This window comes from Photorhabdus sp. S10-54 (assembly GCF_963878145.1).
In the GTDB taxonomy this organism is placed as follows: domain Bacteria; phylum Pseudomonadota; class Gammaproteobacteria; order Enterobacterales; family Enterobacteriaceae; genus Photorhabdus; species Photorhabdus kayaii.
The window spans coordinates 90,542-105,830 of sequence record NZ_CAWNXG010000001.1 but is presented as its reverse complement, the minus strand read 5'-3'; the positions used below and the strand labels follow the sequence as shown (position 1 = coordinate 105,830).

The 15,289-nt window shown below is 41.1% G+C and carries 13 protein-coding genes and 2 tRNA genes; 9 read left to right on the top strand and 6 right to left on the bottom strand.

From position 1 onward, the window contains the following. Nucleotides 1-64: 64 nt before the first annotated feature. The gene (locus AACQ83_RS00515; protein WP_112875778.1) at nt 65-415 is read right to left on the bottom strand and encodes a Grx4 family monothiol glutaredoxin; all 351 of its coding nucleotides are present in this window, start codon (nt 413-415) and stop codon (nt 65-67) included. A 155-nt stretch (nt 416-570) separates the two neighbouring features. Here AACQ83_RS00515 and AACQ83_RS00510 point away from each other — a divergent pair, with 155 nt between their 5' ends. Both AACQ83_RS00510 and purR read left to right on the top strand, forming a co-directional pair. Next, a complete protein-coding gene (locus AACQ83_RS00510) occupies nt 571-846 on the top strand; it encodes a hypothetical protein (RefSeq protein ID WP_112875777.1) in 276 nt (91 codons plus the stop codon). Nucleotides 847-1,031: 185 nt separating this feature from the next. Then, nucleotides 1,032-2,057, top strand: coding sequence for an HTH-type transcriptional repressor PurR (purR, locus tag AACQ83_RS00505; protein WP_112875776.1), 1,026 nt, complete (start codon nt 1,032-1,034; stop codon nt 2,055-2,057). 6 nt (nt 2,058-2,063) lie between these two features. Here purR and punR read toward each other — a convergent pair whose 3' ends face one another. Next, a complete protein-coding gene (gene punR / locus AACQ83_RS00500) occupies nt 2,064-2,972 on the bottom strand; it encodes a DNA-binding transcriptional activator PunR (protein WP_112875775.1) in 909 nt (302 codons plus the stop codon). A gap of 147 nt (nt 2,973-3,119) precedes the next feature. Here punR and punC point away from each other — a divergent pair, with 147 nt between their 5' ends. Both punC and cfa read left to right on the top strand, forming a co-directional pair. Beyond that, a complete protein-coding gene (gene punC, locus AACQ83_RS00495; RefSeq protein ID WP_112875774.1) occupies nt 3,120-4,316 on the top strand; it encodes a purine nucleoside transporter PunC in 1,197 nt (398 codons plus the stop codon). Nucleotides 4,317-4,612: 296 nt separating this feature from the next. Next, complete coding sequence (gene cfa, locus AACQ83_RS00490) at nt 4,613-5,764, top strand: cyclopropane fatty acyl phospholipid synthase (protein WP_112875773.1); 1,152 nt, start codon at nt 4,613-4,615, stop codon at nt 5,762-5,764. Between the two features lie 249 nt (nt 5,765-6,013). Here the strand turns inward: cfa and AACQ83_RS00485 are convergent, their stop codons facing one another. Then, on the bottom strand, nt 6,014-6,991 hold the full coding sequence (locus AACQ83_RS00485; protein ID WP_112875772.1) for a leucyl aminopeptidase: 978 nt from the start codon (nt 6,989-6,991) through the stop codon (nt 6,014-6,016). A 532-nt stretch (nt 6,992-7,523) separates the two neighbouring features. Next, nucleotides 7,524-8,201: a riboflavin synthase subunit alpha gene (locus AACQ83_RS00480; RefSeq protein WP_112875771.1), complete on the bottom strand. Its 678-nt coding sequence runs from the start codon at nt 8,199-8,201 to the stop codon at nt 7,524-7,526. Nucleotides 8,202-8,426: 225 nt separating this feature from the next. On the opposite strand from AACQ83_RS00480, the gene AACQ83_RS00475 reads away from it, so the two are divergent. The 4 genes from AACQ83_RS00475 to pykF all read left to right on the top strand — a co-directional run bounded on the left by AACQ83_RS00475 (nt 8,427) and on the right by pykF (nt 12,152). Continuing rightward, nucleotides 8,427-9,800, top strand: a complete 1,374-nt coding sequence (locus tag AACQ83_RS00475; protein ID WP_112875770.1) for an MATE family efflux transporter — start codon at nt 8,427-8,429, stop codon at nt 9,798-9,800. Nucleotides 9,801-9,971: 171 nt separating this feature from the next. Next, a tRNA-Val gene (locus tag AACQ83_RS00470) sits at nt 9,972-10,048 on the top strand. A 29-nt stretch (nt 10,049-10,077) separates the two neighbouring features. Next, nucleotides 10,078-10,154: transfer RNA gene (locus AACQ83_RS00465), tRNA-Val, on the top strand. Between the two features lie 588 nt (nt 10,155-10,742). Further along, nucleotides 10,743-12,152, top strand: coding sequence for a pyruvate kinase PykF (gene pykF, locus AACQ83_RS00460; RefSeq protein ID WP_112875769.1), 1,410 nt, complete (start codon nt 10,743-10,745; stop codon nt 12,150-12,152). A gap of 282 nt (nt 12,153-12,434) precedes the next feature. Here the strand turns inward: pykF and AACQ83_RS00455 are convergent, their stop codons facing one another. Continuing rightward, a complete protein-coding gene (locus tag AACQ83_RS00455; RefSeq protein WP_112875768.1) occupies nt 12,435-13,286 on the bottom strand; it encodes an enoyl-CoA hydratase-related protein in 852 nt (283 codons plus the stop codon). Between the two features lie 440 nt (nt 13,287-13,726). On the opposite strand from AACQ83_RS00455, the gene AACQ83_RS00450 reads away from it, so the two are divergent. Then, nucleotides 13,727-13,963 carry a major outer membrane lipoprotein gene (locus AACQ83_RS00450; protein ID WP_036805405.1) on the top strand — a complete coding sequence of 79 codons (237 nt, stop codon included), beginning with the start codon at nt 13,727-13,729 and terminating at the stop codon, nt 13,961-13,963. A gap of 109 nt (nt 13,964-14,072) precedes the next feature. Here AACQ83_RS00450 and AACQ83_RS00445 read toward each other — a convergent pair whose 3' ends face one another. Further along, the gene (locus tag AACQ83_RS00445) at nt 14,073-15,149 is read right to left on the bottom strand and encodes a L,D-transpeptidase family protein (RefSeq protein ID WP_112875767.1); all 1,077 of its coding nucleotides are present in this window, start codon (nt 15,147-15,149) and stop codon (nt 14,073-14,075) included. Nucleotides 15,150-15,289: the final 140 nt, after the last annotated feature.

The window sequence follows — 15,289 nt, the reverse complement described above, 5'->3', positions numbered from 1 at the left end:
GGATTCACTCCCTTGCCGTCGCGATGCATCTTGAAATCCATAGGGTATATAAGTAATTAAAAAATTACTCTGTCGCGTTTTCGTCCTGAGAACGATATTTATCAGCAGTTTCTTTGATTAATGTTTGTAACTCACCACGCTGATACATTTCAATGATAATATCGCATCCACCTATCAACTCACCTTCCACCCAAAGCTGAGGAAAAGTTGGCCAATTAGCATATTTTGGCAATTCTGCACGAATATCTGGATTTTGCAAAATATCTACGTAAGCAAAACGTTCACCACACGCAGATAAAGCCTGAACCGCCTGCGCAGAAAAGCCACAATTTGGCAATTTAGGAGAACCTTTCATATACAATAAAATCGGGTTTTCTTTAATTTGGCGCTCAATCTTCTCTATAGTAGTCGTCATTTTTATTTCCTTTAAACCAACAGTCTGTTGATAACCAACATCGTCACAATATTGCGGAGAATACCATTTTCTCTCACTAATATGTATCCTGATCTCTTCGTATCCTGACACAGATGACATGATTTTCACGGTTATTTATTGTAGAGGTTGTTAAGATGACAGACACAATAGCGGCAGAAAAACAAAGAGCAGATAAAGAGACTATCTGCCCAATTTCCTTTCAACGTAAAGCCCAATTTTTAAATCATCTAACCCGTTCAAAACATCAGGCAAAGATCAAGCAAAGAGCGGCAAAAATGGCAATCATCACCAACGTGCTGACAGCAGTAAATAAACCAAGCTTCAAATCGGTATTCATAGAGCCTCCTCAGAATAAAAAGTTTATAACGACAAAAACCAGTCTATTGAGATGGTTAATTGCCCTTACATAAGGAAAAGTATAAATAGCGATTACCACACATTTTATAACACTGATTATTGCTTTCACTTTTGAGCCAGATCAGACAAAATCCAGGATTTATCGCTAACTTATTGCTAGTCCTTCTATGTAAAGGGCTAGCAAGCGATTAACAAAGCGTTTTAAATTTAGACCAAAAGGTCAGGAGTCTTTCACCTCATGGCAACGATCAAAGATGTGGCTAAGCACGCTGGCGTCTCAACCACCACCGTATCCCATGTTATTAATAAAACCCGCTTCGTCGCTGAAGATACTAAAGCTGCTGTTTGGACTGCTATTAAGGCACTGAATTATTCACCCAGTGCCGTTGCCCGCAGTCTGAAAGTTAACCACACAAAATCGATCGGATTACTGGCAACGTCCAGTGAAGCCCCCTATTTTGCTGAAGTCATTGAGGCTGTTGAAAACAGTTGTTATAGCAAAGGCTATACGCTGATTTTATGTAACTCACACAATAACATTGATAAACAGAAAGCCTATCTAGCCATGCTGGCACAAAAACGTGTGGATGGACTGCTAATTATGTGTTCAGAATACCCGGAACAGTTGTTGGGAATGTTGGAAGATTATCGCAATATTCCAATGGTCGTCATGGATTGGGGACAGGCCAGAAGTGATTTCACCGATACTATTATTGATAATGCATTCCACGGCGGTTATCTAGCTGGTCGTTATCTTATCGAACGTGGTCATCGTGATATTGGCGCGATCCCCGGCCCTCTGGCACGAAATACCGGTGGTGGTCGTCATCAAGGATTCTTAAAGGCGTTAAAAGAAGCCAACATTCCGATCAGAGAAGAATGGGTTATTCAGGGGGATTTTGAACCAGAATCGGGCTATAAAGCCATGCATCAAATCTTGAATCAAAAACAGCGCCCGACTGCGGTTTTCTGCGGCGGAGATGTTATGGCTATGGGGGCGATTTGTGCTGCTGATGAATTAGGATTACGCGTCCCACAGGATATTTCTGTCATCGGTTATGACAATATACGCAACGCTCGTTATTTCTCTCCGGCATTGACCACCATTCATCAACCAAAAGAACGACTGGGGCAGATGGCCTTTTCCATGTTACTGGACAGAATAATCAATAAACGTGAAGATGCACAAACTATTGAAGTACATCCACGTTTGGTTGAGCGACGTTCTGTCGTGGATGGTCCATTTATCGACTATCGTCGTTAATTCGTTTTATTCATCTTGAAGCCATTCAGCATTAAGAGTTTCACTATCGCCAAGATAGTCAAGCAGCCAACTTAATGCTGGAGAATGGCTGTTTTGAACCCATGCCAAACAACATGGACTGTCTGGTAAAGGCTGTTCCAGTTCCAGCACGGTTAGTTTATTCTGCCGAATAAGCGGCATTGCCCTATGCTTAGGCACCATTCCTACACATAACCCTTCGTTTAGACAAGACAGACCGGACTCCCAATCAGGAACCACCAACCGGCGCTGATTATCCAGATTCCAAGTGTCACGCTTCGGTAAATTACGGGATGTATCTTCAAGACACAAACTTGGATAAGGCCGCATTTGATCATCAGATAACGGACCCGGCAACTGGGTTAGCGCATGGTCAGCGCTAACCACACATAACCAGGGCATAAACCCCATATCTCGGAAACTATACCTTTCTCCGACTGGAGCCGCCCGGGTTGCACCAATTGCAACATCAACTTGACTATTCACCAGCGCATCCCACACACCATTAAACACTTCCTGATGAATAAAAAGTTCTATATCAGGAAAATGGTGGTAGAAATCAAGAATAAGCTGGCAACTACGTTCTGGTTTGACAACGAGATCAATAGCAATACTAAATTGCCCTCTCCAGCCGTTTGCAACTTGTTGACACTGGTGACGAGTATCAATCATTTTTTTGATAACAGAGCGAGCTTCTTTGATAAAAATAGCGCCTGCCTCAGTTAATTCTACATCCCGATGACGACGCTCAAACAACGAAACAGCAAGCCACTCTTCCAGTTGTCTTACGGTATAACTGATCGCAGAAGGGACACGGTGAAGCTCCGATGCAGCGGCACTAAAACTGCCTGTTCTGGCAACCGCATCCACAACTTCAAGTGAATATTCTGACCACATAATTTTACCTTTCAATTTTTTTCACAGCACTATGCAAATATTACCATTTCACAAGTAAAAATCACGACATATAGAATATGTGTCAATATTGTTATCTATCCATCACTGCAAATTATTTCAATCATGACATTCAAAGAGAGTAATCAAATGAAAAACTCAAGTCAGTTCATGTTCTACCTTGCAGGCTTGAGTATGCTAGGTTATCTGGCCATTGATATGTATCTGCCAGCATTCGGCACTATGCAACAAGAATTAGATACATCGGCAGAAGCAATCAGTGCCAGCCTAAGCATCTTTCTTGCAGGTTTCGCCTTCGCTCAACTTTTGTGGGGACCTCTTTCAGATCGCTTTGGCAGAAAGCCGATTATCATCACCGGACTATCCCTGTTTTCTATTGGCTGTCTGGGGATGATGTGGGTAACAGACGCTACCCAACTTTTAGTTTTGCGTTTTATCCAAGCCATAGGTGTTTGTTCAGCCGCAGTCTCATGGCAAGCATTAGTTATTGATCGTTATGAGGCCAATCGTACCAAACGTGTTTTTGCAACGATTATGCCTCTGGTTGCGCTCTCCCCTGCCCTGGCGCCCTTGATGGGAGCTTGGCTGTTACAACATGGCGGCTGGCGCATGATTTTCCTAGTCTTACTGACAATTACATTATTACTGTTGTTTTTTACTCTGTTCTTGCAAGAAAATCGCAAAAACCGTGAAACTCAAGCGCAAACAAATAATGTCTCTTTCCTTACGCTATTAAAATCACCGCTATTTAGTGGCAATGTTCTGATATTTGCATCATGCAGCGCCGGCTTTTTTGCTTGGTTAACAGGCTCACCTTCGATTCTCGGTGAGATGGGATATACCCCAGATGACATCGGTCTGAGTTATATCCCTCAAACACTGGCCTTTATCGTTGGAGGTTATGGATGCCGCAGTATTTTAGCCAAAATAAAAAGTGATATTATTTTCCCTTATCTGTTAATTGGCTATGCTGTCAGTATGATTGTGCTCTATTTAATTGCAAAATTTAGCGAGCCAACTCTATTCACCATTTTGGTACCTTTTTGCTTTATGGCTGCAATGAATGGTGCGTTATACCCAATTGCAGTAGCAAACGCTTTATCCGCTTATCCACAAGACAGTGGGAAAGCTACTGCATTACAAAACACGCTTCAATTAGGGCTCTGTTTTATTGCCAGCCTAATTGTATCAGCATTTATCATCAATCCTCTCATATCCACAACAACTGTCATGGTTTCTACCGTTGTTCCAATGACATTAGGATATTTTATGCAGTGGAAAAAAAACGCTGATCGCCACATTCACATAATTGAACAAAATTCTTGATATTAATCAAATTATTATCTCAATAAAGGCTGCTAATTACCAATTAATCGCAGCCTTTATTTATTAATTGATAAAACAATTTTACGCTTTTATACTCAAGATGTTCCCTATTATAAATAACCTGGAATTTGAGGTTTTCAGGAGCAATGACTGCCCCCATTAAACTCATGGATTAGTCATCTTTAAGGTTTTTTACTTTGATTCTTTGTTATTTTTTGCATTTTGCGTCTTAGCATCCTGCTTTGCTAGCTAAAACGAGCTCCTCAATATTCCATCACCCTAACGTTGGAGAGTATATGAGTTCACCCTGTATTGAAAACCCGAAAACAGCCATTAACTCCTGGCAGAGAATTACCAATGAGATGCTAGAAGAAACCGGTATTCAAATTAATGGTCACAATCCTTATGATATCCAGATAAAAAACCCTAATTTCTATAAAAGAGTTTTACAACAAGGTTCGATGGGATTAGGTGAAAGTTATATGGATGGCTGGTGGGATTGTGAGCGGTTGGATATTTTCTTTTATCGCGTTTTACTCGCTGGATTAGAAAATAAAATGCCTAATAATTTCAAAGACACGCTGAGAATCGCAATAACCCGCTTACGTAATCTGCAAACGCCAAAACGGTCATGGATTGTCGGTCATCAACATTATGATTTAGGAAATGATCTTTTTACCCGTATGCTTGACCCTTATATGCAATATTCCTGCGGATACTGGAAACAAGCTAAAACACTGGAACAAGCTCAGCTTGATAAGTTGAAACTCATCTGCGAGAAATTAGCACTCTCTCCAGGTATGACTCTGCTGGATATTGGCTGTGGTTGGGGTGGGCTATCGGCTTATGCGGCTAAAAATTATGGTGTTTCCGTAACAGGTATCACTGTTTCAGCCGAACAACAGAAATATGCACAGAAACAATGTAAGAATCTAGATGTAAAGATCATTTTGAAAGACTATCGGGATTTACATGAACAGTTCGACAAAATTGTTTCTGTCGGTATGTTTGAACACGTTGGACCTAAAAATTATGCAACTTACTTCGACGTTGTTCAAAGAAACCTAAAACCTGATGGCTTATTCCTGCTACATACTATTGGTTCCAACAAAGCTAAAGTCAGTGCTGACCCGTGGATCAGCAAATATATTTTTCCTAATGGCTGCCTGCCTTCTATTGAGCAAATAGCCCACACCAGCAAAAGCCGTTTTGTTATGGAAGATTGGCATAACTTTGGCGCAGATTATGACCGCACATTGATGACCTGGCATGAAAGATTTATTGCCTGCTGGCCTGAAATAGAAAATAACTATAGTCCAACATTTAAACGCATGTTTAGCTATTATCTGAATGCCTGTGCAGGTGCATTTCGTGCTCGCGATATCCAATTGTGGCAGATCATATTCAGTCTAAAAGGTATTGAAGGCGGGTTACGAGTAGCCCGATAATTAACCAAAAGCTACAGGTTTCCACTGTAGCTTTTATACCCGTTATCTTTCAAGTTGCCTCTTTGTTGGCTGCACTCGCTCACCCCGGTCACATAGTTTGCTATGCTCCCGGGGATTCTCTCCCTTGCCGTCGCGATGCATCTTGAAATCCATTGGGTATAGTCAATGTAACAAACATATCCATGTTTAACTCTAAATATTAAAAGGGAAATTCCTATGCTAACTTTAAAAAGATCGCTCTGTTTTTCACTAACGGAAATCATTCACATAACCATTATCAAAGAAGACTGTTTGATCAAATGCTATTTTTCCACCAGAAAATATCAAATCTAAATGATGACTCCCTTTTACACCACCACCCAAACCAAGATGTAAACCAGGATGTCGTTCTTCAAAACCAGCATTTCTGCCATAAAGCGCTTTCACACCCATGTTAGTCCCAATACCAAACTCTTCAACAATTCGGTTTCCGTGATTATGGTTTAGGTATAAATTAAAATCCCGACTAAATTCATCATTTTCGCAATCAAACCCAATAATTTCACCCTCTTTTATATTTATAGTCATCATATCATTGACAACCCCATACTTTATGGCAAAGGGGGCCGTACTCAAAAAAGTACCACTAAAGCTGACACTACCGTTAAGGCTCTTTATATGGCTTGCTATTTCCCCAGGAATAACATCAATATTTCCACTGCCATCAATGGAAGTCCACTTATGGTCTTTTTCTAAATAACCTACAATCGAGTTCCCTTTATTATCTGTATATTGAATCTTCTGTGATCGACTTGATAATTCAATAAGTTTTTTGTTCCTTTCTGTTATTGATGCTGGTGGCTCGCTGAATGCTTCAATGAAATGCGGGCCATAATCTTTAAACAATACAGATTTCTTCCATGATTCAGTAATAAAGCTTCTTATTTTGGTTAGATATTCTGGCCCTTGTGGAGATGCATTCTTTAATGTTGATGATGCGTAAAGAAAAATAAACAAATCACAATCAGATATTTTTTGTTTTACATCGTTCGGTGATGTTTTTTCTAAAAAAGCAAAATCAGACTTTACATCGAAACTCTTCTTATGCACATGCATCTTTTGCGCAATATCGCTATGCTCAGTATCAGATCCGATAAATATTTTTATACATTCATCATTTCTTACTTTACCCGAAATCGCAGGATGATATGATAAACAACGATACATATTCTCAAGACTTTTATCCATGAGGACAATCCTGTTTATTTTTAAGTAAGGGGCGATTCCCCTTACTTATCTATTTATTATACCCGTTATCTTTCAAGTTGCCTCTTTGTTGGCTGCACTCGCTCACCCCGGTCACATAGTTACCTATGCTCCCGGGGATTCACTCCCTTGCCGTCGCGATGCATCTTGAAATCCATTGGGTATATAAAGAACCTTAATTATAAAAAACCGTTAAGGCCAAAGTGCGGTACCAAAAGGTACAACAGCTTGTGCATTCATCATTTCAACAGCATCATCGTGTGTAGGTTCTTCAAGCCATTCATCTAACTCAATCGGGTTTTCCATAAAAAAGTAGCCTCTAAAAATATCATCACGGGGATTAACCTGCACTTTACGAGAAAGGGCATTAACACAATAATAACAATATTAATTATATTAGTTAACATAATATACAAAACACTGCAACACAAATCACAAAAAGGAGCATCGATGGGTTCAATGCTCCCTTTTAGCACACGGTTAATTCTGTTCGAAAGCGACAATCGGAGTCCGCCTATCGCTCCTCATTTATTGCGCATTCTTCCATGAATGTCTCCGGTTGCTGAGAGACAACCTGTTCCCGCTCTTTCTGAGCAAGAACACGCTCCACAGTATCAACAATCGCTTGAGTTTGTGAATCAATCTCAATATTAACCCTCTGACCAAGACGTTTCTTACCTAATGTCGTACGTTCCAGTGTTTCAGGAATAAGGTGAACACAAAAACGATTATTAACCACATCGCCAATTGTCAGGCTAATTCCGTCGATGCCGATAAATCCTTTATGCAAGATATATTTCATTAATTGCTTATCATGGATACGGAACCATATTTGATGATTATTTTCTGAAGTGAAAATTTTAGCTATCTCAGCAACCGTGATGATATGACCGGACATCAAATGTCCACCAATTTCATCCCCAAATTTAGCCGCCCGCTCCAGGTTCACATAATCCCCTGGCTGTAAATCACCAAGATTAGTCAGACGTAGAGTCTCTTTCATCAAGTCGAAACTAATCTCATCGCCTTCTATTTTGGTTACCGTCAGACAACAACCGTTATTGGCAACTGACGCCCCTGTTTCAATACCTGGCAATAATTCAGCCGGGAATTTAACAACATGAGTCCGAAAATTACTTTTTTCATCAATAGCAACCAAGGGTGCTTTTCCCTGAACGATGCCCGTAAACATAGAAGAACCTCTTAATGACTGTGTATAATTATTAATTAGTTTATATCAAGTTGTCATTGATAAATACCACCTGATCATTTGAATATAAACTCAGCATTATTATTGCAATATAGTATTAAATAGATACAATACTCCGGTTAGTAAGCGGTTGATTTTTCGAAAATCGTTTCTTATATACAGATGTCTTTCTTAATATTTTCTACTTTAATAAAAAAGGTGTAATGCGTGCAGAAGTATTTAAAAGAAGCGCGTAGTTTGCTCGCTCTTGGGATTCCCGTCATTATTGCTCAATTTTCACAAACTGCAATGGGGGTTGTGGACACCGTTATGGCGGGTAGCGTCAGTGCAACAGATATGTCCGCGGTTGCTGTTGGCACCTCGATCTGGCTGCCCGTTATCTTATTTGGTTACGGCTTACTATTAGCTTTAACACCCATTATTGCGCAAATGAACGGTTCTGGTCGCAGGAATCTCATTGCTAACCAAACTCAGCAAGGATTCTGGCTGGCGATTTTTCTCTCCATTATCATTATTGCTATTCTATACAACAGCAAGTTCCTGATTGACAGGCAACACAATATAGATCCACTTTTGGCAGAAAAAGCGGTTGGATTTATCCACGCAATAATGTGGGGTGCGCCGGGCTATCTGTTTTATCAGGTACTGCGTAATCAATGTGAAGGTTTATCGAAAACCAAACCAGGCATGGTAATTAGTTTTTTAGGATTATTGATTAATATTCCGATTAACTACATATTCATTTATGGTAAATTTGGCGCGCCCGCTTTAGGTGGTGTCGGCTGTGGTGTTGCTACCGCCAGCGTTTACTGGGTCATGTTCCTACTAATGCGTTGGTATGTGAAACGTGCATCATCACAAAGGGATATCCGCCCTAAACATCGCTTCGCCGCACCAGAATGGCATATTTTGAAACGCATTTCAGCTCTCGGCTTACCTATTGCGATGGCAGTATTTTTCGAAATTACATTATTTGCCATAGTGGCATTACTGATCTCTCCTTTAGGCGTTACTGCTGTTGCAGGGCACCAAATTGCACAAAATTTTAGTTCATTAATGTTTATGTTCCCAATATCTTTGGCCGCAGCAACCACTATCCGCGTTGGCTATAATTTGGGGAAAAAATCTATCGAGAATGCCCGGATATCAGCCTATACCGGAATTATGGTTGGTTTGGTATTTGCTTGTTTAACCGCAACTTTTTCTATCATTCTGCGAGAGCCGATCGCCTTGATGTATAACGACAATCCTGAAGTTATCACCATGGCATCACATCTGATGCTATTTGCCGCGCTTTACCAATTATCTGATGCCATACAAGTGGTAGGGGCTGGTGTTTTACGTGGATATAAAGATACGCGTTCTATCTTTTATATCACTTTTATCGCTTTCTGGATTCTGGGGCTACCAAGCGGTTATATCTTGGGATTAACCGACTATATTGTACCCGCTATGGGGCCACAAGGGTTCTGGATCGGCTTTATTATTGGCCTGACTGCATCAGCAGTAATGATATTTGCCCGTATTTCATGGACACAAAAACAACCAGATGAGGTAATTTTACAACATTCAACCCGCTAATTTACTTTACTATAAAGCCGGGGATGAATACTTAACTGTTGGAATAAACGACAAACTCACTGTGACAGATGCAAATACGAACAGTTGAACAATAATTTGTATTATTCCCCTTGCCAGAAGGCTAGCTCACCGTTAATATTCGTCCCCGTTGTCACCAATGCAATTTAGATTGCGTCCGTAGCTCAGTTGGTTAGAGCACCACCTTGACATGGTGGGGGTCGGTGGTTCGAGTCCACTCGGACGCACCAATTGCGTAGTGATTACATCGGTTTACAGTGCGTCCGTAGCTCAGTTGGTTAGAGCACCACCTTGACATGGTGGGGGTCGGTGGTTCGAGTCCACTCGGACGCACCAAGTCTACAGATGGATCTTCTTGTTTTTATTATCTCTTTTCTTGGTTTTGCTTAATTTATTTCCCACGTCAAAATACACTGTTGTTTGTTTACAGACAGTTTGAGCAATGCGCGATAACTCTTCTCTGTTAAGATCTGCATCATTTTTCCTGTTTACCGTTATAATTAATTCATATATACCCTATGGATTTCAAGATGCATCGCGACGGCAAGGGAGTGAATCCCCGGGAGCATAGCAAACTATGTGACCGGGGTGAGCGAGTGCAGCCAACAAAGAGGCAACTTGAAAGATGACGGGTATAATCATTTTTTGATTCATTTCACAGAAATAAGTCTCTATAATACGGCGCAATTTAGAGTTGAATGGTTTCAGCTTATTGATTTGCCGAACACGGAAAAGTTACAGATTATCGTATGTATAAGCTCGCATAATTACATGTGCCTAACCTCACACGAAAAACACCGCATGTCTTCCCCGCCACTTGTTCTTAATGATGTTGCGCAACGTTCAACACCACATGGTATCTGCGCAAACCATAAAGTTGGCGATTCACTATTTTATCCAATTAAAACCTGTAGATAGATTGTCATGAAAAAAACTAAAATTGTTTGTACTATCGGACCAAAAACAGAATCCGAAGAAAAACTAGCCGAACTGTTGAATGCTGGCATGAATGTTATGCGCCTCAACTTTTCACACGGAGACTATGAAGAGCACGGCCAGCGTATTCAAAATATCCGTTCAGTTATGACTAAGATAGGTAAACAAGCCGCTATTTTGCTGGATACTAAAGGCCCTGAAATCCGAACTATGAAACTGGAAGGCGGTAACGATGTCTCTCTAACCGCAGGTCAGACCTTCACTTTTACTACTGACACTTCCGTTATCGGTAATAAAGACCGTGTTGCTGTCACTTACAATGGCTTCCCTGCGGATCTGGCTCCCGGTAATACCGTGCTAGTTGATGACGGCTTGATCGGCATGACAGTTAAAGAGGTCACTAAGTCAGAGGTCATTTGCCAAGTTTTGAATAACGGTGACTTGGGGGAAAATAAAGGTGTTAATCTGCCAGGTATTTCCATCAGCCTGCCTGCCCTGGCTGAAAAAGATAAGCAAGATTTGATCTTTGGTTGCCAACAAGGTGTTGATTTCGTCGCCGCTTCTTTTATCCGCAAACGCTCCGATGTTCTGAAAATCCGTGAACATCTGAAAGCGCACGGCGGTGAAAATATTCAAATCATCTCTAAGATTGAAAATCAAGAAGGTCTGAACAATTTTGATGAAATTCTGGAAGTTTCTGACGGGATCATGGTTGCTCGTGGTGATCTGGGCGTTGAAATTCCAGTTGAAGAAGTGATCTTCGCCCAGAAGAAGATGATTCAAAAATGTAATATCGCTCGCAAAGTTGTTATCACTGCAACTCAAATGCTCGATTCCATGATTAAAAACCCGCGCCCTACCCGTGCGGAAGCTGGTGACGTCGCTAACGCTATTTTGGATGGTACTGATGCGGTTATGCTTTCTGGTGAAAGTGCAAAAGGCAAATATCCAATAGAAGCAGTGACTATCATGGCAACGATTTGTGAACGTACAGACCGCGTTATGCCAAGCCGTATCGAAGCCGTCCATTGCCGTAACCTGCGCGTAACCGAAGCGGTGTGTCGTGGCGCTGTTGAAACAGCAGAAAAACTGGAAGCCCCTCTGATTGTGGTCGCAACCTATGGCGGTAAGTCTGCCAAATCCATTCGTAAGTACTTCCCTGGAGCCCCTATTTTGGCATTAACCACTAATGAAGTGACTGCCCACCAATTACTACTTGTTAAGGGTGTTTTTACCCAAATTGTTAAAGAAATCGCCTCTACCGATGATTTCTACCGCATTGGTAAAGAAGCGGCGTTAGCAAGTGGCCTGGCGAAGAAAGGTGAAATCGTGGTTATGGTATCTGGCGCCCTAGTTCCAAGCGGCACAACCAATACATCGTCTGTTCACGTACTTTAATTTAATAGGTCGCTTTATTTCTGAAACACCATAAATATAGCGGTGTTTCAGGATATTGAATATCTGATTTTCTCCGCCAATATGTCGCAATACCAAATTACTTTCCCAATCATCATACTCACAGATTTCTTTTCATTTTATGCTAGTTAATATTAATAATAATGCCATTCTCTGTTTTCTCGTGGTCAAAAAACGGCTTAACTCTCAACAATGATAATATTTTCCAGCACTACATCATTTGTGGAGAACCCTCTTTACATATCATCAACATCTTTGCCTTGATCATGGCTCATCGAAAGCTTTACCGACTTCGCTTAAGTTCTGGAACTCGCCTTTTGTTCCCGTCGTTTTCGCTTGGATCGAGCACAGGATATCTTGACGACTAAAAATCGAAGCTTGCAAAAGTGCTGTTTGTTGCAACGATTCATAGACACCATGATCACGGCTATAAAGCATAGCCCGTTTAACCCCGTTAATAGCCACTGGAGGCCGATCAGCAATACGCCGAGCAGTCGCGAGAGCGCCTTCGATTAGTGTTTCCGTAGAAGGGAACACCTTTACCACCAGCCCCAAATCATGAGCCTGAACCGCGCTCAGCGTATCCCCAGTCAGAGCAAGATAGCGAGCCACACCACCAGGGATCAAATGTTGCAAACGTTGAAGAATACCTAAGTCAGCCATCATACCAATATTGGTTTCTTCTATACGAAACTTCGCATTTTCAGCAGCAAAACAAAAATCGCACGCAGCAATTAAATCAAAACCTGCACCAAGACAAGCGCCTTGTACTGCGGCAATAATGGGGAATCGTGCATGCTCCAATACGCTTATCGCCTCTTGCATTTGCAATAAGCTGAACTGCATCGCTTCCCGCTCATTAGGATTAGTCGTATTAGCCTCTTTGCTAGAGGCAAAGATTTGCAAGTCAAGCCCACCACAAAATGTGTTTCCCTGTGCAGAAATCACCATTGCCCGCACTTTACCTGAACGACTGAGTTGCTCTACTGTTTCAGGAAATCGTTTCCAAAACCCAAGCGCCAAACTATTTGCCTTTTCAGGACGACTGAGTTGTAAATGGGCGACTCCGTTGTCAATGCTGATGTTAAAATATTCGTTAGATTGATCAGTTAACATAACAAACTCCTCTTACCAGTTTGAATTTGAGCCTAGGATTCAACCTGAACATTGTCAAGTTATTCATCTACAATAAGATTCAGTTAACAAATTTGTTTTAAGAGAAACCCTAAATTTATGTATAAAAAATGGCTTCATTAAATAGATGTCCCGATGGTTCAATAGATGCAAGATGTCCAAAATGTTGTATTTTTTATTTATAAGAATTTTTAACTAAAATTATTTCGAAGAATATCATTCCCTCACGGAATAGGCTTTTTTTGATTAAAATGTTACTCAACGGTTTTGTTTTTTTACATTTAGATGAAAATTATCTGCTCACTAAAGAGAAAAATTGAAATAATTGGTTTTCATGATAAAAATTTATTCTCTTTCTAAAAAACTTTGTGTAATACTTACATGGCTACTTGGAGATTAACTTAAATCTAGAGGGTATTATAATGAATCGTACTAAAATTGTACTGGGTGCAGTAGTTCTGGCTTCTACTCTGTTGGCTGGTTGTTCAAGCACTGCTAAGGTTGACCAACTGACTTCTGATATTCAGACTCTGAATGCAAAAGTTGATCAACTGAGCAATGACGTGAACGCAGTACGTACTGACATTCAAGCCGCTAAAGACGATGCAGCTCGTGCGAATCAGCGTCTGGATAATCAAGTTCGTTCCTACAAAAAATAATTTTTTGTAATTATGTACAAAAATGGCGCACAGTCCATCTGTGCGCCATTTTTTATCATCGGATTCTGTTAGATAAATATTTGCAGGCTTCTTTGTCCGCAATAAAATATTAATTTTCCCGATAGATTGGCCCAGGTTGATATAACGGTGGTAATTTAAACGGTTCAGATACATCTTTATTCACCGCTTGTTCTACACCTTTAACATCATCATCTTCCACCTGTACGATATTCTCTTCTCGCAACTCCTGTTGTGTTTCAGACTCTATGCCTTTACTTACCAGCACCGGCATACCAGAACGACGTACCATCGCTTGTTCAACAATATTCTTATCTGTCTTGCTATTATCAATGAACTTGTTCAAATCGGCTGAGCGGACAATAGGTAATGTCTGTGGATCATCATCCTCTTTTTTAGACAATGGCTGATGTACTTCAATATAACGCTTACCATTTGGTTCTACAGAATACTTAACCGCCTCATTGATAATCTGTACTCGCGTTCCACGGGGCACTGTGTTGAACAACGTTTCAATATCATCAGGACGTAAACGGATACAACCGGAACTCACCCGCATACCGATACCAAAATCAGCATTTGTGCCGTGGATCAAGTATTCTCCGCGCCCAGCAGCTAAGCGCAACGCAAATGCGCCCATTGGGTTTTCCGGACCAGCAGGAACAACCGCAGGTAAGATAACCCCCTGTTCAGCATAATGTTTACGGATATTCTTAGTCGGCGTCCAAGTTGGATCTTTAATTAGCTGACTAACAGATGTTGTCATCACTGGCGTATTACGACCGAGTTGCCCAATACCAATAGGATAAACGATGACTTTGTTTTTCTCTTTAGGGAAATAGTAGAGTCTGAGTTCTGCTAGGTTAATCACAATCCCCTGCCTCGGTGTATCAGGCAACAACATTTGTGATGGAATAATCAGTTCAGAACCCTGAGCAGGCAAATAAGGGTCGGTACCTGGATTAGCTTCCAGCATTGCCAGTAAACCAATTTCATATTCGGCAGCAATGGCCTCTAAAGAACGTCCATCATCGGGTACGACCAATGTCGTATTTTCGCCAATTAAACGGCTATTGGCCGCCGCTGGCAAAATATATTCTGTGGCGCTAACGGTGTTAGCTAACCCACTTAACAATAACACGCCAATAAACGTTAAAACTCGTTTCATGCTTGCTTCCTGGAATGACTTCTGAATGTTATCGAATAAATTTAAGTATATACCCTATGGATTTCAAGATGCATCGCGACGGCAAGGGAGCGAATCCCCGGGAGCATAGCGAACTATGTGACCGGGGTGAGCGAGTGCAG

Coding starts and splice junctions, on each gene's coding strand:
- cfa (WP_112875773.1), top strand. CDS start 4,613: ATGAGTTCACCCTGTATTGAAAACCCGAAAACAGCCATTAACTCCTGG.
- AACQ83_RS00485 (WP_112875772.1), bottom strand. CDS start 6,991: ATGGATAAAAGTCTTGAGAATATGTATCGTTGTTTATCATATCATCCT.
- AACQ83_RS00450 (WP_036805405.1), top strand. CDS start 13,727: ATGAATCGTACTAAAATTGTACTGGGTGCAGTAGTTCTGGCTTCTACT.
- AACQ83_RS00480 (WP_112875771.1), bottom strand. CDS start 8,201: ATGTTTACGGGCATCGTTCAGGGAAAAGCACCCTTGGTTGCTATTGAT.
- AACQ83_RS00445 (WP_112875767.1), bottom strand. CDS start 15,149: ATGAAACGAGTTTTAACGTTTATTGGCGTGTTATTGTTAAGTGGGTTA.
- AACQ83_RS00510 (WP_112875777.1), top strand. CDS start 571: ATGACAGACACAATAGCGGCAGAAAAACAAAGAGCAGATAAAGAGACT.
- purR (WP_112875776.1), top strand. CDS start 1,032: ATGGCAACGATCAAAGATGTGGCTAAGCACGCTGGCGTCTCAACCACC.
- punC (WP_112875774.1), top strand. CDS start 3,120: ATGAAAAACTCAAGTCAGTTCATGTTCTACCTTGCAGGCTTGAGTATG.
- punR (WP_112875775.1), bottom strand. CDS start 2,972: ATGTGGTCAGAATATTCACTTGAAGTTGTGGATGCGGTTGCCAGAACA.
- pykF (WP_112875769.1), top strand. CDS start 10,743: ATGAAAAAAACTAAAATTGTTTGTACTATCGGACCAAAAACAGAATCC.
- AACQ83_RS00515 (WP_112875778.1), bottom strand. CDS start 415: ATGACGACTACTATAGAGAAGATTGAGCGCCAAATTAAAGAAAACCCG.
- AACQ83_RS00455 (WP_112875768.1), bottom strand. CDS start 13,286: ATGTTAACTGATCAATCTAACGAATATTTTAACATCAGCATTGACAAC.